The sequence below is a fragment of the Flavobacterium sinopsychrotolerans genome (assembly GCF_900110375.1).
Classification (GTDB): Bacteria; Bacteroidota; Bacteroidia; order Flavobacteriales; family Flavobacteriaceae; genus Flavobacterium; species Flavobacterium sinopsychrotolerans.
Window position 1 is genome coordinate 469686 of sequence record NZ_FODN01000002.1, and the last position, 18506, is coordinate 488191.

At 34.4% G+C, this 18506-nt stretch carries 15 protein-coding genes; 7 read left to right on the plus strand and 8 right to left on the minus strand.

The window, feature by feature from the left end; all coding sequences use genetic code 11:
- Positions 1–37 precede the first annotated feature (37 nt).
- The 5 genes from BMX64_RS06260 to BMX64_RS06280 all read right to left on the minus strand — a co-directional run bounded on the left by BMX64_RS06260 (position 38) and on the right by BMX64_RS06280 (position 5031).
- The gene (locus BMX64_RS06260) at positions 38–943 is read right to left on the minus strand and encodes a ribonuclease Z (RefSeq protein ID WP_091168547.1); all 906 of its coding nucleotides are present in this window, start codon (positions 941–943) and stop codon (positions 38–40) included.
- Positions 944–1015: 72 nt separating this feature from the next.
- On the minus strand, positions 1016–1348 hold the full coding sequence (locus tag BMX64_RS06265; RefSeq protein ID WP_091168551.1) for a ribonuclease Z: 333 nt from the start codon (positions 1346–1348) through the stop codon (positions 1016–1018).
- 73 nt (positions 1349–1421) lie between these two features.
- Positions 1422–2348, minus strand: coding sequence for an aspartate carbamoyltransferase catalytic subunit (locus BMX64_RS06270; protein ID WP_091168554.1), 927 nt, complete (start codon positions 2346–2348; stop codon positions 1422–1424).
- A gap of 46 nt (positions 2349–2394) precedes the next feature.
- Complete coding sequence (gene pyrR / locus BMX64_RS06275) at positions 2395–2934, minus strand: bifunctional pyr operon transcriptional regulator/uracil phosphoribosyltransferase PyrR (protein ID WP_091168558.1); 540 nt, start codon at positions 2932–2934, stop codon at positions 2395–2397.
- Positions 2935–3411: 477 nt separating this feature from the next.
- Entirely contained in the window at positions 3412–5031 is a 1620-nt protein-coding gene (locus BMX64_RS06280; RefSeq protein ID WP_091168562.1) for an ABC-F family ATP-binding cassette domain-containing protein, read from the minus strand.
- A gap of 259 nt (positions 5032–5290) precedes the next feature.
- Here BMX64_RS06280 and BMX64_RS06285 point away from each other — a divergent pair, with 259 nt between their 5' ends.
- A complete protein-coding gene (locus BMX64_RS06285) occupies positions 5291–6223 on the plus strand; it encodes a WG repeat-containing protein (RefSeq protein ID WP_091168565.1) in 933 nt (310 codons plus the stop codon).
- Positions 6224–6243: 20 nt separating this feature from the next.
- On the opposite strand, the gene BMX64_RS06290 is transcribed toward BMX64_RS06285, so the two are convergent.
- Positions 6244–8274, minus strand: a complete 2031-nt coding sequence (locus tag BMX64_RS06290) for a beta-N-acetylhexosaminidase (RefSeq protein WP_091168567.1) — start codon at positions 8272–8274, stop codon at positions 6244–6246.
- A 121-nt stretch (positions 8275–8395) separates the two neighbouring features.
- Between BMX64_RS06290 and BMX64_RS06295 the strand changes: the two genes are divergently transcribed.
- The gene (locus tag BMX64_RS06295) at positions 8396–9250 is read left to right on the plus strand and encodes a DMT family transporter (protein WP_091168570.1); all 855 of its coding nucleotides are present in this window, start codon (positions 8396–8398) and stop codon (positions 9248–9250) included.
- Between the two features lie 35 nt (positions 9251–9285).
- On the opposite strand, the gene BMX64_RS06300 is transcribed toward BMX64_RS06295, so the two are convergent.
- Together BMX64_RS06300 and BMX64_RS06305 are read right to left on the minus strand one after the other, a co-directional pair.
- The gene (locus tag BMX64_RS06300; protein ID WP_091168574.1) at positions 9286–9846 is read right to left on the minus strand and encodes a 2'-5' RNA ligase family protein; all 561 of its coding nucleotides are present in this window, start codon (positions 9844–9846) and stop codon (positions 9286–9288) included.
- 83 nt (positions 9847–9929) lie between these two features.
- A complete protein-coding gene (locus BMX64_RS06305; protein WP_091168579.1) occupies positions 9930–11081 on the minus strand; it encodes a saccharopine dehydrogenase family protein in 1152 nt (383 codons plus the stop codon).
- Positions 11082–11853: 772 nt separating this feature from the next.
- On the opposite strand from BMX64_RS06305, the gene BMX64_RS06310 reads away from it, so the two are divergent.
- From BMX64_RS06310 to BMX64_RS06330, 5 genes are all read left to right on the plus strand, one after another.
- Entirely contained in the window at positions 11854–13218 is a 1365-nt protein-coding gene (locus tag BMX64_RS06310; protein WP_091168584.1) for an MFS transporter, read from the plus strand.
- A 60-nt stretch (positions 13219–13278) separates the two neighbouring features.
- On the plus strand, positions 13279–14589 hold the full coding sequence (locus tag BMX64_RS06315) for a hypothetical protein (RefSeq protein ID WP_091168587.1): 1311 nt from the start codon (positions 13279–13281) through the stop codon (positions 14587–14589).
- A gap of 58 nt (positions 14590–14647) precedes the next feature.
- Entirely contained in the window at positions 14648–16033 is a 1386-nt protein-coding gene (locus BMX64_RS06320) for an MFS transporter (RefSeq protein ID WP_091168590.1), read from the plus strand.
- Between the two features lie 116 nt (positions 16034–16149).
- Complete coding sequence (locus BMX64_RS06325; protein ID WP_091168594.1) at positions 16150–17019, plus strand: AraC family transcriptional regulator; 870 nt, start codon at positions 16150–16152, stop codon at positions 17017–17019.
- A 362-nt stretch (positions 17020–17381) separates the two neighbouring features.
- Positions 17382–18503: a muconate/chloromuconate family cycloisomerase gene (locus BMX64_RS06330; RefSeq protein WP_091168599.1), complete on the plus strand. Its 1122-nt coding sequence runs from the start codon at positions 17382–17384 to the stop codon at positions 18501–18503.
- Positions 18504–18506: the final 3 nt, after the last annotated feature.

Here is an 18506-nt window from a genome sequence, read left to right on the forward strand (position 1 = left end):
CAGCAGTTATTTGATGCTTAAAATTGTTTTCTTTTATTTAAAATTCAAAGCTTTTTCCGTCATCAGCCAAGAGCACTTCGGGAAAAATAGTTTCGGCTTCTTCCTTAAACAATTCGATACTTTCATATCGCGTGGAATAATGTCCTAAAATTAATTGTTTAGCATTGGCTTTCAAAGCAATCGTTGCCGCTTCTTTTGCTGTAGAATGTAATGTTTTTTTGGCTAGATTTTCCTCAGATTGAAGGAAAGTAGATTCATGGTACAACACATCTATATTTTCTATAATTGGAAGCATGGCTTCATTGTAAACGGTGTCCGAACAAAAAGCGTAATTCTTTGCCGGAATAGGATCAAATGTCAATTTTTCGTTTTCTATTACTCTTCCGTCTTCCAGCGTGATGTCTTTTCCGTTTTTTATTTTTTGGTAATAACAACTCTCTATTTCATAATTCTGAACGGCATCCAAATTCAGTTTTCGGTCTCCAATTTTTTCTTGGAACAAAAAACCGTTTGTATAGACACGATGTTTTAAAGGAATGGTTTTGACCAAAACCTTTTCGTCTTCAAAAATAATTTCGCTTTCCAAAGATTCCAATTCATGGAAAAACAAACCATAATTCGTCCAGGAATTCGACAATCGCAGTTGCAACTTGATAATTTCTTTGATACCCTTTGGACCATAAATATGCAAATCCGTAGTTCGGTTGAGCAAAGTAAATGTGGACACTAAACCCACTAATCCAAAAAAGTGGTCTCCGTGCAAATGGGAAATGAAAATATGGTTAATTTTAGAAAATCGGATTTTATTCTTCCGCAATTGTACTTGCGTTCCTTCGCCGCAATCAATCAGAAAAAGTCTGTTTTTTATGTCTAAAATCTGTGAAGTAGGATTGGTAAAAGTTCGGGGTGTTGCTGCATAGCAACCAAGGATTGTTAGTTTCAAGTTTTTTCGTGTTCAGTTATTTCGTATTTTGCTTAAATCAATAAACGGTTAAACATAACCGAATCAACTAATTTAAAACCCTAAATCTCTTTCAATCTCTTCCATTTCTATAATATCATGCGCTTCTAACAATGAAGGAACTACTGTTAATTTAGCAGGAACAGCATTATAATCAAAATCAGAAGTTACGATAACAAACGACTTTTTAGCTTTTTTATGTTGTTTTGATAATGGCATAAACAACTTAATATCATTCGTAGACAAATCGTTATGCATCAAAAGATCAATTATTATGTTGTGTTTTTCGAATGTTTTATATTGATGGGTAACCTTCATTAAAAAAGAAGTAAAATCACCCTGAGTATCCCTAATTGTTACCGTATGTCCTTTTTGATCTACTTTCATTGTATTAAATTTCAAAGACTGCTTTATGGCAGTGTGGTTTATAAGTAGCTAATTTACAAAGTTTTAAATTAGTTTATTGAATTTTTGAAGCCAGAAGATAAATAACTGCCATTCTGATTGCTACACCGTTTTCAACTTGGTTCAAAATCACGGATTGATTGGAATCAGCTACTTCACTTGTAATTTCGACACCGCGATTAATAGGTCCGGGATGCATAATTATAATTTCTTTGCTAAGAGAATCCAAAAGCGGTTTGTCAACTCCATATTGCTGCGCATATTCCCGTGTGGACGGGAAATAATTGACATCCATACGCTCATTTTGCACGCGCAACATGTTCGCAACATCACACCATTCTAATGCTTTTCGTAAATCAGGTTCTACGGTAACACCCAATGATTCAATATATCTTGGAATAAGCGTTTTTGGCCCGCAAACTTTGACCTCAGCGCCCTGCATTTGCAAAGCATAAATATTGGACAAAGCGACTCTGGAATGCAAAACGTCGCCTACTATGACTACTTTCTTTCCGGCTACTTCACCTAGTTTTTCCCGAATGGAATAACTGTCTAATAAAGCCTGAGTAGGATGTTCATGTGCTCCATCTCCCGCGTTGACGATACTGGCTTTTACGTTTTTGGATAGGAAATAAGCAGCACCGGGATTTGAATGTCGCATTACCACCATATCCACTTTCATCGAAAGGATATTATTTACAGTATCAATCAATGTTTCTCCTTTTTTGACTGAAGATTGTGCTGCCGAAAAACTAATGACATCCGCAGATAAACGTTTTTGTGCTAATTCAAAAGAGAGTTTTGTTCTGGTACTATTTTCGAAGAAAATATTGGCAATGGTAATATCTCGTAAAGAAGGCACTTTCTTAATTGGTCGATTGATGACTTCTTTAAAATGATCGGCAGTTTCAAAAATCAGGTCAATATCATTCTTGTTGATGTATTTTATTCCTAATAAATGATTTACGCTTAATTCTTTCATTTTTGTTTACGATTATAGTTTTTAATAGGGAGCGTTTTTTTTCTATCTAACTTGTAATTAAATACACGCCATCTTCACCCTCATTTTCTTTCCAGCTCACTTTTACTTTTTCATTATTGATTGCGTCTACTTGCCTTCCTCTATAATCCGGTTGAATGGGTAAGTTGCGACTGAAACGTCGGTCTATCAGAACCAGAAGTTCAATTTCAGAAGGGCGTCCAAAAGATTGTATAGCAGTCAACGCAGAACGAATGCTTCGTCCGGTGAACAAAACATCATCTATGAAAATGACTTTTTTATTTTCTACGATAAAATTAATCTTGGTTTTATTCGCTTCTAGTGGCTTATCGGTTCTTCTAAAATCATCCCTAAAAAAGGTGATATCTAGATAACCTAGCTGAATTTCAGGAGTTTGATATTCTTTTTCTAAAATTTCTTTTAAACGCTCTGCCAAAAAAACACCTCTTGGTTGGATTCCAACTAATATTGTATCTGAAAAATCTAAGTGTTTTTCGATTAATTGACAGGCCAAACGATGTAATATGATAGTAACTTCTTTTGCAGTAAGTAATACTTTTTGACTCATAGTAATTGTGTGGTTTGGTTTGGCAAATATACAAATTCCAATTTATGATTTTATAATTAAAAAGAGAGAAAATGCTAATTCCAATAATTCAAAAAAAATAGTATATTTATACTACTTAATTTTACAACAAAGAATGAAAATTATGTAACAAGGACCCGCAGTGATACAGTAATTTTACATTTTAACGTTTAACATAAAAAAACATAAAATCATGCAAAAAAGACTCACCCGATTATTGATGCTCTTTATAGTATTAATTTCATTTTCAAGTTGTTCAATAATAGAAGGGATATTTAAAGCCGGTGTAGGTGTTGGTATCTTTATAGTTGTTGCAGTGATAGCCATTATAATCTTTATTATCAGCAAAATTTTCAGTAGAAAATAAACAACATTACTTTCGAATTAGTATTTAAAACCTATTCAAAAAAAAAATCTCCCACTATTGCGGGAGATTTTCTATTTTATATAAATCACTTTTTATATGGTGTACATTTTAGCTCTTAATTCCTGAACACCTTCGTTATCTAAGTATTCATCGAACGTCATATATCTATCAATAGCGCCGTTTGGTGTCAATTCGACAACTCTATTTCCAACAGTTTGAGCAAATTCATGATCGTGTGTGGTGAAAATCACAGAACCTTTATAGTTTTTTAATGAGTTATTGAAAGCAGTAATCGATTCCAAATCCAAGTGATTGGTAGGTTCGTCAAGCATTAAAACATTAGCTCTTTCCATCATCATTCGTGACAACATGCAACGCACTTTTTCTCCTCCGGATAATACTCTACAGGTTTTCAACGCTTCCTCACCAGAAAATATCATTTTCCCAAGAAAACTACGAATGTTTACTTCATCACGCTCCTCTTCGGTTTTTACCCATTGACGCAACCAGTCCACAAGAGAATAATCACTTTCAAAAAATGAATGATTATCACCTGGTAAATAGGCTTGGTTAGTTGTAACTCCCCAATCAAAAGTTCCTGAATCTGCGGTTTGATTTGCGTTTAATATTTCATAAAATGCAGTTGTTGCTCGCGAATCTTTCGAGAAAAGAACAATTTTATCGCCTTTGGCCATATTCAAATCTACTCCTTTAAACAAAATTTCTCCATCTATGGAAGCGCTTAAATTTTGCACATTCAAAATTTGATCTCCTGCTTCGCGCTCTTGGTCAAAAATAATTGCCGGGTAACGACGACTTGATGGTTTTATCTCGGAAATATTCAACTTGCTAATCATTTTTTTACGTGAAGTAGCTTGTTTTGATTTGGCTACATTCGCACTAAAACGACGAATAAACTCTTCTAATTCCTGTTTCTTTTCTTCGGCTTTCTTATTTTGTTGCGCGCGTTGTTTTGCGGCTAATTGGCTTGACTCATACCAAAAAGTATAATTTCCTGAATAATGATTTATTTTACTGAAATCAATATCCGAAATATGTGTACAAACGGAATCTAAAAAGTGTCTGTCGTGAGAAACTACAATTACGGTATTTTCATAGTTAGCTAAGAAATTTTCTAACCAAGCAATGGTTTCAAAATCCAAATCATTGGTAGGCTCATCCATAATAAGTAAATCCGGATTTCCAAAAAGCGCCTGTGCCAAAAGGACACGAACTTTTATTTTTCCTTCCAAATCTCCCATTAAAGTGTAATGATGTTCCTCCGTAATTCCAAGATTTGACAACATTGATGCTGCATCAGAATCAGCATTCCAGCCATTCATTTCTTCAAATTGCACTTGCAATTCGCCTATTCTGTCTGCATTTGAATCATTGTAATCTAAGTACAAAGCATCCATTTCTTTTTTGATCGCATACAAGGTTTTATTTCCCATCATAACGGTCTCCAATACGGTGCTTTCGTCAAACATATTGTGGTTTTGGTTTAAAACCGACATACGTTTTCCTGGTTCCAAATGAATATTTCCCGAAGTTGGGTCCATTTCACCTGCAATTATTTTAAGAAAAGTAGATTTTCCAGCGCCATTGGCTCCGATAACTCCGTAGATATTACCGTGAGTGAAGGTAGTATTTACTTCGTCAAACAAAATTCGTTTGCCAAACTGAACTGATAAATTATTTACTGTTAACATGAATGTTTATTTTATAAAATTTTTGCAAAAATACGAAAAAAATACACAGATATGAACTAAATAAAAATGTAGTTAGCAATAGCTATTTTTGATATCAAACTAAAATTTTAAAAAGTTGATTTCGGTTTTTTAGTTTGAGAATAATTACCTCAATTTTAATACCTTTAAATTAAATTATGTCTTACGTAAAAATATTTTTTAGCGCTAACAAATAAAAAAAACATCAACAGATCGAACCCATTACCTCAATTGATTTATTATGAAAAAAAATTGCACTTTCTTATTGCTTTTGATTTCTCATTTAACCTTTTCACAAACTGAAAAGTTATTCTATTATATTGAAAAAGATAGTCTTCTAGGTGTCAAAAATCAAGATGGAAAAATAATTGTTCCTGCTGATGTGACTTGGGAAACAGTTGCTTATAATGATAGTATTGAAATCAAATCTAGTATTTTCTTATTGAGTTTTAAGAATAGAGGAGATTTATATTTTGACAGAAAAGGAAATTACTTATTCAAAACTGCACTAGCTGCATTGGGAAATAGTGATTTTCATGAAGGATATATTCTTTACGAAGAAAATGGAAAATCTGGATTAGCTAACAGACTTGGAAATAAAATCATTTCAGCCCAATATGATTATATCTCACCTTTGGGTTTTGGGTTTGCACAATATTGCAATGGCTGTTATTGGGACACCGCCAAAGATGAAGAACATCCACCTTTAGTTGGAGGTGTTTGGGGTTTTGTTGATAGGAATGGAAAAGAAATTACTACAACTTCAAAACGAAATCATCCGAAAGATATAGAAACAAAAGACCATCAATTCATTCCCTATCAATTCAAATACAATAAAACAGAACAAGAAATTTTAGCTTTTTTTGAAAAAAGAAAAAATCAAATCATCAAGATTAATGGCTTTAATTGCTCTGATAAAAAGTTGTTTTTTGAAATTGTGGAAAAACCCTCAGAATTTAATTCTTTCTATAAAGTAAAATCTTTTGAATTATGCAGTAAATATCCAAATGGAGCTGATGAAAACTATGATGATTATAAAAATTTTAAAGTATCTGCAGACGGAAAAAATTATTATGTTTTATACATTGATTTAGTTAATTACAAAGAGTATTCAGAATATGTTGAAAGAAAAATTCCAGTTGATAAATGGATTAAAGAAAACCTTAATAAATAGTACTACCTACAAGCTCCATATCATTGACTTAAATTTTTCAAACTCCCATAAACTGCTAATTCTACATCAGCAGGACTTCTGGTATTGCATTTTTCTAATAAATCCTCTAATAACGCTTGATTAACTTTTTGTTTTTTGTCCATTAAAAGCAATAGCTGCTCCGATACATCACTCAAACTTTTAGATAAAGGCAAAAGAGGTTGTACAAGCGGCGCATTGGCACTTAAAGCAATTAAATCGGAATTCATAGAAATCCACTTCTTGAAAAAATCAGTCACCACAACTTTATTGTCCTTGCTTTTATCCGCTAAATACGCATTAACTGCCACATTAAAATCTATCGCTTCAGAAGCATCCGCATTACAAGCATCCGCAAATAAGGTTAGTGGAGAATGCATGCGGTATTTCTTTCCGCCACCGTTGCGTTTGTAATTTTTTAATGGTTCACAAAGATTCGAAAAATCATTCAATGCCCGTGTATCTTGATTGTTGCTGATGTTTCTAAGAATCACTTCTTTGTTTCTAATGTGCGTAATTCCAAGTTCTTCTAATCGAAAAGAAATCATTTTCAATCTTTTACGTAAGCTGTTCATGTCATTCACTTCCGCATTTGACCATAATCGCTCGGCTATTGCGGCGGTTCGTGGCCAAATTCTCGAATCTATATTTAATGGTGTTACGAGTTCGCTCCACATCGCAGCTTCTCCTCCTAAAACTCTTGCTTTTTCTTCCGGACTAAGAATAATCTTTTTGGGTATCGGATCATTCAAATAATGACTTTCTAAACCCAGCATCAAATCGATATAATATCCATTAGACAAAACAGTATTGTAACCGCTTTTTGCAGCTTTTATCAATGCTCCACCGGCTTCTTTCCCTTCGTTCGTTCCTCTCCATGCATGAATTATAGCATCTTTAGACATGTTTTCAGTCATTATTTCTTCCCAACCCATCAATTTTTTGTTATGTTTTTTCAGTATTGGAATTAACTTCATGTTAAAGTAAGTTTGCAAATCATGATTGTTAGCCAGATTATTATCCTTCTTAAATTGCTGAATTTCAGGATTTGCATTCCATTCTTTTCCATTATTCTCATCACCTCCAATATGAAAATAACTGCCTGGAAATAACGGACACACTTCATCAAAAATTGAGCTTAATATTTCATAGGTTTTTGGATTTGTAGGATCTAGAGTTGCATTGAAAACCCCTGAATTTCTTTGCACTTCATACGTTATTTTTCCTTCGCCAACTTTACTTCCTATTTCCGGATAAGCAGTCAGCAATGCCGAAGCATGTCCCGGAACATCTATTTCAGGTACTACCAGAATCCCTCTTTCATCGGCATACTTTACAATATTTTTCATTTCTTCCTGACTGTAAAAATTTCCATCTGAGGCTAATTCTGTCAATTTTGGATGGTTTTTTAATTGAATTCTCCAACCTTGATCATCGGCTAAATGCCAATGGAAAACATTCATTTTCATTGAAGCCATAGCGTCCAGATTCCTTTTGATAACATCTACCGGCTGAAAATGTCGGGCTGCATCAATCATCAAGCCTCTCCAAGTAAAACGTGGCGAATCATTGATTTCAACAACCGGAAAGTAATACGAAGTACTATTGTTTTGCAGCAATTGCAATAAAGTCTCTAAACCATGCAACGCTCCTAAATCATTGGTTGCATTAATAATAATTTTATTCGAGGTAATTGTTAATTGGTAACTTTCGTCCTCATTAATTTCTATTTTTCCATTGCTAACACAATTTATTTGTAATTCGGCTTCCGGACTTTCGTTGACTTTCGTCAAAAAACTTTGTTCGAGAAACAATCCTGTTCTGCCGTCCAATCGTCTTACAAAGTTGGTTGCGCCTATGAAAATTCTAGGATTAGGATTCCCCGTAATATTCACTTTAAAATTTTTGCTTAAAGCAAAAGTGCCAGCGGTCAACTTTATATTTTGTGGCCAAGGCATCAGGTTTAATTGCTCGGTGGTGATTTGAGCATTCGAGATAAAACTTCCGAACAAAAGCATTAGGATATATTTCATACTTTATATTATTATTGCCCCATTGGGTATAATTAATTTGATAAAAAGCTTTTCTATAATTTACTGAAAGAACTATAAAGTAAACATATAAATAGTAATTTTGCAAGGTAAATATTGAATTATGCTATTTCTAATTTTGAGTATTATATGCAGTGTAACTGTTGGAGTGTTGTTTAAAGTTGCACGCAGTTATAATGTAAGTCAGGTTCAAATTGTTGCTTGGAATTATGTTTTTGCTCTTATTTTTTGTTATTTGTCATTCAGTCCAGATCTTAGCGAGCTAAGAACTTTGGCACCTTGGGGTATTTATGTTCCTATTGGTATTTTATTGCCAGCAATTTTTCTTTTTTTGGCAGCCTCCATAAAACAGGTAGGTATTGTAAAAACTGATGCAGCCCAAAGGCTTTCGTTGTTTATTCCTATTTTGGCTGCGTGGCTGCTCTTCAAAGAAGATTTTAATATCCTAAAAATCACAGCGCTTTTGGTAGGATTTCCGGCGCTACTGCTTATTCTTACTAAACCCTCCCCAAACACAGAAAATAAATGGATATATCCTGCAGTAGTTTTGCTGGGCTTTGGAATTATAGACATTCTTTTTAAACAAATCGCTCTTTATACAAGCCTGCCTTATACCACTTCATTATTTGTAGTTTTTGGAATTGCGCTACTCATTATGATTGTAGCAGTGGTGTATGATGTCATCGTTACTAAAGTGCCATTGAATTTTAAAAATATTATTTTTGGAGGTTTGGTAGGTATTTTCAACTTTGGAAATATTCTTTTTTATCTAAAAGCGCATAAAGCTTTCGCTGAAAATCCTTCAACAGTTTTTGCAGGCATGAACATGGGTGTGATTGTCATAGGAAGCCTTGTAGGGATTTTTGTTTTTAAAGAAAAACTAACCAAAATGAATTATGCAGGCCTTTTTCTAGCTTTGATAGCCATTATTTTGATTGTAATGTCGCAGATCATTTAAAGGGAATTAAACCATTTGGATTGAAAAATTTCCAGCTAAAAAAGTCTTCCTTGTATAAGTTCCGGTTTTTGATTGCCGTTGAATGTAAAGGTATCGGTTATAAAAAACTGTTGTATAGTAGGATCAAACTTTCGCAGAATAATAGTATTGCATAAAAAAGAAGTGTTTATTGTTGTAAATAAGCGGTTCGCTTTTTCAATATTTTCTGTAGTAAGTCTTCGGCCAATAGATACATGTGGGTCACTGCTTTTTTGCATTTTTAAGGTACGAAGCAATTCGTGAACTTTTTTCATTATCACTTTTAGCTTGATTTTAGAATCTTCATTGGGAGTAATAAAAAAAGCACCATTAGAATAGGAACCAAAACCATTAAGATGAACTTCAAAAGGTTCGAAAGTATCACATAACAGGTCTAGTTTGTTTTTGATAATTTCGATTGCAGCTTCAGTTGCTTTAAATTCACAAATCGTAATATGAGCGATAGAATTTTTACTATGAAACCAATTCACTTCCTCGAATAATTTTTCTTTCATAGCCTTAACCAATAGGATTATGGTTTCCGAAGGATATATGGCTATAGAATATTGTTTTTCCATAGTGTAATGATAACATTTTAACGTGAAAAAGGAAAGCTAGTAAAACGTCAATTCATTTTTCAATATTTAGATTTCTTGGTTTTTCATTTTATTAATACTTTACCGTAAACAGGTACGATGTAGTTCCCATTTAAAAACGGAATTGGATCAATTTGGCTTTGTAATACGACTCCGCTTAGTGGTGTTTCGAGTAATAGTTGCGCTGCTTGTGCCAATGGTGCTGCGGTAGTTGTTTGGATTGCTCTCAATTGATGTTTTCCCACTTTTTGAGGACGTATACATTTTGCAATCTCACGTCTGCGCAAAATACCTGTTGTATCTTTGCCTTCTACAGCTGCATATAAAATAATTTTATCCTCTTCAATGTGAGGGATAATGGCTTCCATTTTTTCTTGTAAGCTTTTAATTGCGTCAGTTGTAGGTTCTAAATTAGCAACTTGCTCTTGTATCCAAGCATAATGTCCAGGATGGCGTAAGGTTTTATAGTCAAGGGAGCGAACCTTTCCTAATAATGCATCAGGTAAATCTGCTGCACCACCTGAAGTAAGATCCTCTTCATAAGCAATGCCATCGATAATAATAGTAGTTCTTTCTGACAGTGATGGTAGGGTAGTTTTTTTAAAATCCCTTAATACTATAGTTTTTTCCAAATATTCTGTAGCTACACCCACAGGACTCCAGGTAAACCCATAATAATGTGGAGCAACTGCATGATTGGTCAGCGCTCCAACTTTGAATTCCAGCTTGTCTACTTTATCAACTTCAAAGTCCTTACAAAACTGTTGGAAAAGTCCATTGGCAAGCAAATCGATATATCCCGGAGCTAAACCGGTTTGAAGTATAAAACCTGTTTTGGCGTCTTTTGCCAATGCTATTATTTCTTCGGTTTCTGCAACGTACTCCGTAAGGTTTGCATAATGGAGATTGAAATCTTTAGCAAACTGGGCTATTCTGGGTGCTTGGCTACCTGGTAAACAGTCCAGAATAATATCTCCTTGACGCAAGATTGCTTTCATTTCATCTGTTAAGCCATTTTCAGCAAGATGAAAATCTTGAATAAATCCTGATTTCGTAGTTCCTTCTTGAATCCAATGAGCTACTTTTTTTGCTTTTGAATGGGTTCTGTCGCCAATAAAAAGAGTAGGAGTTACTTCGCTCCATTCCATCAGTAATAAACCAACTGCTTCTGCGATTCCACCGGCTCCTGCAATAATAATAGTGTGATGCTTTTTCATATCTTAAAGATACCATTTTTTATTGGTTGTGCATTTGGGTTGTGCAGTAATTTGATTGTTATGGAATGTAGGTTCTCTGTCAAGGATAGCAACGGAAAGCCTGCAAAGGAGGAAGTCCTTTTATAAAACAAATCCTAAAACAGCGACCGTAGGAAGCTCATTTTAGGGTTTGTTTTATGGACTGATTCCTGCGGACTTGCAGTGAATAGCCTGCCCGGACAGCATTTATGAAAAATAATAAATATATCTGTTGGGGTACTTAAATTTTTTGTTGATATGTCCAAAATAAATTTAGTACATACTATATAAGACTATACTTATAAGTCTGATTTACAAACTTCTATTTCATTTTAAATTCTCTCTTTTTTATCATCACTTTCTACAAAAAATTTGATTTGTCCTGTTATTCATGTAAAAGAACAATTTTTCATCTTGAATAATTTTAATATTTGCAGATGTGTATTAAAAACGATAAATAATTGTGTTTTGAATAATTATAATTAATTATTATTATCGAAAAAACATTTAAATCGTGAATCTGTTGTTTAATTATTGTTATGGTAATTAAAATGTTCTCAAAACCAAGAATTAAACAGCCTCATAGAAACTACATGCATCAAATATAAGGGACGAATCCGAAATCAATTTTGGAATAAATCCAATTAAATCATACAAATTTTTATATGGAGAAATTTGTTAAAACAGGCTTAACCATAATAACAGCCTAGTGTTTATAATACCTAATTAACCAATAACCAATAACTAAAAAAAAATGCGAAAAATAGATATTCATAATTTAATCGATAACGCCAAGTTTAATCGATTTCACTGGACTGTATTGTTCTGGTGTTCCTTAATCATCATTTTTGATGGGTATGACCTGGTTATTTATGGCGTAGTGTTGCCATTGCTTATGGAAAAGTGGAATTTATCGCCGCTTGAAGCAGGAACTTTGGGGAGTTATGCGCTCTTTGGGATGATGTTTGGCGCTTTGATATTTGGAACACTTTCGGATCGAATTGGACGAAAAAAAGCAATTATCATGTGTGTGTCCATTTTCAGTGGATTCACTTTTATAAATGGATTTGTAGAAACTCCTTTGCAGTTTGGGATTTGTCGTTTCATTGCCGGATTAGGAATTGGCGGAGTGATGCCCAATGTTGTGGCTTTAATGACCGAATATTCACCTAAGAAAATCAGAAGTACGCTGGTAACACTGATGTTTAGCGGCTATTCAGTAGGAGGAATGCTTTCGGCTGGATTGGGAATCTTTTTGATTCCAAATTTCGGATGGCAATCGGTTTTTTATGTTGGATTATTGCCAATACTTTTATTGCCCTTGATTATTAAATTTTTACCGGATTCTGTAGGCTTTTTGGCAAAACAAAAAAGAACAGATGAGGCAAAAAAAATACTTTCGCTTATTGAGCCAACGTATCTTCCTTCCGCAGGTGATGTTTTGGATTCTGGAGAAGCAAAAGCAGCCGGAGCCAGTGTTTCCCAACTTTTTAAACAAAACAGAACAACAAGTACGATCATGTTTTGGATTGCTTTTTTCACCTGTCTTTTGATGGTTTACGGACTGAATTCCTGGTTGCCAAAATTAATGAACAAAGCAGGATATGAGTTAGGATCTAGTCTTACTTTTTTATTAGTACTGAATTTTGGAGCGATGATAGGAGCAATAGGTGGCGGATGGCTTGGTGATAAATTTAATTTAAAAACTGTTTTGATTTCCTTTTTTGCCGTTGCTGCAATCTCATTAAGCTTACTTGGTTTCAAGAATTCTACGCTGGTATTATATATTTTAATCGCAATTGCAGGAGCAACAACTATTGGAACCCAAATACTTTGTTATGCTTATGTAGCACAATTTTATCCAATAAATATTAGATCTTCCGGTATTGGCTGGGCATCTGGAGTAGGTAGAACTGGCGCTATTTTAGGACCAATTTTAGGAGGCGCTTTATTAGGTTTAGGATTGCCTTTTGAATTGAATTTTGTTGCATTCGCTGTTCCCGGAGCCATAGGTGCTTTGGCCGTTTGCTTTATCAATGTGAAACACAGTCATGACAGTAAAGTGGTATTTCAAAAAGAAGAATCGATTCAACTAGATCCTATTGTAGCCGACGAATAGCCTTAAGATAGAAATATTTATCATCCGTAATTTAGGATTTTGAAAATAAAATATAACGAAATGAAGTTAAAAAAAATAGCTGCAGTCACTGGTTTGTTATTGACAACAGTGCTGCTTAATGCTCAGGAAATCATTAAAAAAAAGGATAGTATTATTGCTATCAAACCAGAGAAAAAAGAACCGCTTTTTGATGTGAAGTTCTCAGGTTTTATTCGGCATGATGCGGTGTTTGATTCCCGTCAGACTGTTGATGTAAGAGAAGCGGCAGTGGTACTTTGGGGAAAAGATGTTGATTTTGATGCCAATGGGAAAGACAGGAACTCTGCTTCCAAGTTTCAAATGCTGAATGTATTGTCCAGAGCCGGAGTTAGAGTAAATGTTCATGATGTTTTAGGTGCAAAAACTGCCGGATTCCTTGAAGGTGATTTTTTTGGTAATGCCGAAGGAGGAATCAATGAATTTCGTTTGAGACACGCCTATATTACATTAGACTGGAAAAAAAGCCAGTTGGGAATAGGTCAATTTTGGCATCCGCTAACCATTCCGGAAATGTTTCCCGGAGTAGTTAATTTCAGTGGAGGCGCGCCTTATATGCCGTACAACAGAAATCCTCAAATTCGGTTTACCCAAAAGTTAGATGCGAATTTTAATCTGATGATAGCAGCCGTTTCACAAAGAGATTTTACTTCGAATACCGCTCCATACAGAAACAGTTCACTTCCTTCGGGACATGTTCAGGTAAATTATAAAAGTAAAAATGCGCTCTTAGGTTTAGCAGGGCATTTTGAGCAAATTCGTCCCAAAACAGGTTCTGGATTGACCAATGATTTTTCAAATGAAAGAGTCAACAGTGTTTCCGTTATGGCGTATGGCCGTTTTGAAACGAAGCCAATGACTATAAAAGCAGAAGCGATGTATGGCGAAAACGCCACTTCATTCATTATGCTTGGAGGCTATGTAGGATATACACCCACTTCGGGTCCCGGTTTAGAAACCTATTCGACTATGGCGACACAGTCTTTTTGGATTGATTTAACCGGAAAAACTAAAAAAATAATTCCTGGATTCTTTGCTGGCTTTAGCCAAAATGACGGTGCCAATAATCCGATTTCAGGAAAAGCAGTGGCTTATGGATTTTCAAATGTTGTTGGAGGTATTGCTGCATCAGGAAATACAACGAACAGAACCATTAATTATATTTATCGATTGGCGCCACGAATTGAAGTGCCGATTAAAAATCTGAAATTTGGTTTAGAAGCAGAATATTCAGCTGCCGAATGGGGGAATGCGGATAACAGCGGAAGAGCAGTAAGCAATCTGAATTTGATAGGAACTTGGCGAGTTGTATTTGCCACAGTGCTAAAATTTTAATTTTTTTAATGCGTTGGGTGTAATTCAAAAGAATTGCATCCAACGTTTTTTTGTGAATATGAAAGAAACTAATAAATGGCTAGCATTAATTATTGTACTTGTAGCCCCATTACTTTCGGTAATCGATGTGTATATCGTGAATATGGCTTTGCCGGAAATCAAACAGCAGTATTTGACATCAGACAGTAATACAGAATTAGTCATCAGTTCTTATCTGTTGGGATATTGTGTCTTTTTAGTCACCGGAGGAAGAGCCGGAGATTTTTTTGGACGAAAGAAAATATTCATAATTGGGATGCTGTCTTTTACTATTACTTCTGCTTTATGTGGATATGCGGACACTATTTTCCAATTGATACTTTTTAGATTTTTTCAGGGTGTGGCCGCTGCCTTTATGATTCCTCAAACCTTGACGATAATACAAGTTACTTTTCGAGAAGCCAAAGAACGAAACTTGGCCTTTGGCTATTTCGGAATTACATTAGGTATTGCTTCTATTTTAGGCCAATTTTTAGGAGGCTATTTTGTGGCACACCATTATATTGAAGAAAGTTGGCGGTTGATATTCTTGATAAATGTTCCGTTTGGTTTAGTAACCGTTGTTCTTTCATTCTTCTTTTTGCAAGAAACGAGTTTGCATAGAGGAGGTAAATTTGACCTGCTTGGCGTACTATTATTAACCATTGCTTTGGGAAGTTTAATTTATGGACTCACTTTAATTCCAGAGCAGGGATTTTCAATTTTAGTACTGCTTTTACTATTTTTATCCGGGATTCTATTATATGTATTCTGGAAGAACCAAAAACGAAAAACCCAACAGCAAAGCAGTCCTTTAATGAACACGAATCTTTTTAAAATAAAAAGTTTCAATTTGGTTTTACTGGTAGCGTTGTTTTTTTTCGGAGCACACAATTCTTATTTATTAATTTGTGCAGTTCAGTTCCAAAAAACATTGTATCTGGATCCTTATGTTGCCAGCCAGTATTTTACTTTTAATGGTATTGGTTTTTTGATGTCTTCATTTATCGCTTTAAAATTATTGCATAAATATGGAATCAAATTATTGATTATAGGTTGTTTTCTAATGATTATTTCTTTGATTTTACAGGTTTTTACTCTTGGAGATCCGGCGAATGTGAAGTATATTCCTTGGTTTCTTTTATTGTATGGATTGGGACAGGGAACACTTTTACCGTCCATTTTAAATTATGCGCTTAAAAAAATTCCAACCGATTATGCCGCATTAGCTGGAGGTGTATATTCAACCGTGCAACAATTTTCATCTGCTTTTGGAATCAGTATTATTGGCAGCGTGTTTTTTTATAGTTTGAAACAAGGTTTAGATGGCTATAGCATTGCGATAAGTATGGCGATTGTTTATTTGGTTTTTGTGACACTGTTTTTATACCGACTTTCAAAATTGAATACTGCCAATCCATCTTAGAATATCACAAAGTATTTTTCTTTTATCTAAAAAATGTTAAATAGTACTCAAACGATATAGTTGTATTTGTAGTATCTTTGATAGGTTTCAAAATAGCTTTTGAGTTAAAATAATGCATGGGAAATAAATTATTCTTTAAAGGAATTTATGGTGATAACTCTATCGATATGGTTAGGGATATTATTCATATTACACCTATGGAAATAACCGGTAAACGCCACGAATGGTTTATAAAACCTCATGTACACAGTGACCTTTTTCAAATTTTTGTGGTAGAAAGCGGCTCTTTGGAATTAATAATTAATGGCGAAAGTCAACTTGTAGAAAGTGTTTCTTTTTTTTCTATTCCAAAAAATATCAGCCATGGTTTACGCATGAATGCCGATACTAAAGGATGGGTTATTTCTCTTTATGATAAGTCATTGGAGAATATGTTAAAACTTGATACGGATATCATCAATACGATAGACGAAATTCATATTTCAAAACTGGACGAAGACGATAAATTAATCAATGATGCTTTGACAACGATTCGTAAATGTATCGAGGAATATTATTCTGAATTACCGGGCAAGCAACACGCTTTGCAATATTTGGTTGGAATGATGCTGTTGCGTTTGTATCGGATATTTGTCACTTCATCCGCTGTTCATTTGTCAGACAACAAGAATAAAATATATTACCGACGCTTTGTTCAATTAATAAAGGAAATGAAATCTTTTAAAATAAGCGTTGAAGATTATGCTTCCCGTTTAGCAATTTCAAGCGGACATCTCAACCGAATTTGTAAAGATGTTTCCGGCTTGTCGCCAAAAGATGTTATCATTAATTTTTTTATTGACGAAGCTAAAATTTACCTGCGTAATTTTGATATGTCAATTGCCGAAATCTCGTATGAATTAGATATCGAAGATCCCGCTTATTTTACGCGTTTGTTTAAGAAAAAAACCGAACTCACTCCCAAAGAATTCAGAAGTCAATTATGACGTAAGTAATCACTCCATTTTTCTATTACCTATTCAATTTTTAAAATGAGATAGTTGATTATCTTATGAATTTGGCGTTTATAATAATCTCGTTTCCAATCTTTCTGCATAAAATCGTTTTGTCCTGTTTTTTAAAGGAAATCAAATCTTTTTCTTCTCTTTTTTCTATTTAAAGATATTATAAACAAATAGTTATGTTTTTTGTCTATTTGTTTGATTTGTCTCATTAATAGCAAATTAATCCAATTTTACACCCTGCTTTTAGTTCTAAATTTGTGATAATCAAACAGTAAGTAAGCGCTAAATTATTTATGAGTAAGTACTCACTTCTGTCGAAATCAAATAAATTTAGATACTGAGAAATGAATAATCCTATTATTGAAAAAATTGAAGCCATTCTGGTTGATTTACCAACAATTCGCCCGCATCATCTTTCGATGACTGTAATGAAAAAACAAAGTATGGTTATCATTCGTTTGTTTTGCAGTGATGGAATTGAAGGAATTGGAGAAGCGACAACAATTGGTGGATTGAGTTACGGAGAGGAATCTCCGGAGAGTATGAAGCTCAATATTGATACCTATTTTGCTCCTTTATTAGTGGGTCAGGATGCTACCAATATTCACAAAGCAATGTTTTGGATTGAAAAAAACATTAAAGGCAACCGAATAGCAAAATCAGGAATTGAAACGGCGCTTTTGGATGCTCATGGAAAACGATTGGGGGTTTCTATTGGAACTTTATTAGGAGGTGCAATTACCGAAACTTTACCTGTTTTATGGACTTTGGCCAGTGGAAATACACAACAGGATATTGAAGAAGCCGAACATCTTTTGACCATCGGAAGACACAATACTTTCAAATTAAAAATTGGTTGGCAAGCACCGGAAATTTCAATTGCTCACGTTGCCGCAATCAAAAAAGCGTTGGGAGACCGAGCAAAAGTAACAGTAGATGTGAATCAGGCTTGGGACGAAAGTACCGCAAAAATAAGCATTGCTAAACTTCAGGAAGCAGGAATTGATTTGATTGAACAACCTATAGTTAAAGAAAATTTTGAAGGTTTGGCTCGTTTGACCAAAATGTTTACCGTGCCCATTATGGCAGATGAAGCATTAAACGATAGTGCCGATGCTTATAAATTGGCCAAAATAAGAGGAGGCGATGTCTTCGCTTTAAAAATCGGAAAATCAGGTGGATTGCATAATGTTTTAAAAGTGGCTGCAATTGCAGAAGCTGCTGATATCAGTTTGTACGGAGGAACCTTATTGGAAGGAACAATTGGTTCAGTGGCTTCGGCGCATGCTTTTAGCACGTTGAAAACAATGTCGTGGGGAACGGAACTTTTCGGTCCATTATTGTTAACGGATGATATTGTTAAAACCAAAGTAGCATTTTCGAATGCTTCGATGAAAATCCCACAAGGTCCAGGTTTAGGCTTGGAATTAGATTTAGAAAAACTCAACCAATATAAACGTAAATAAAAA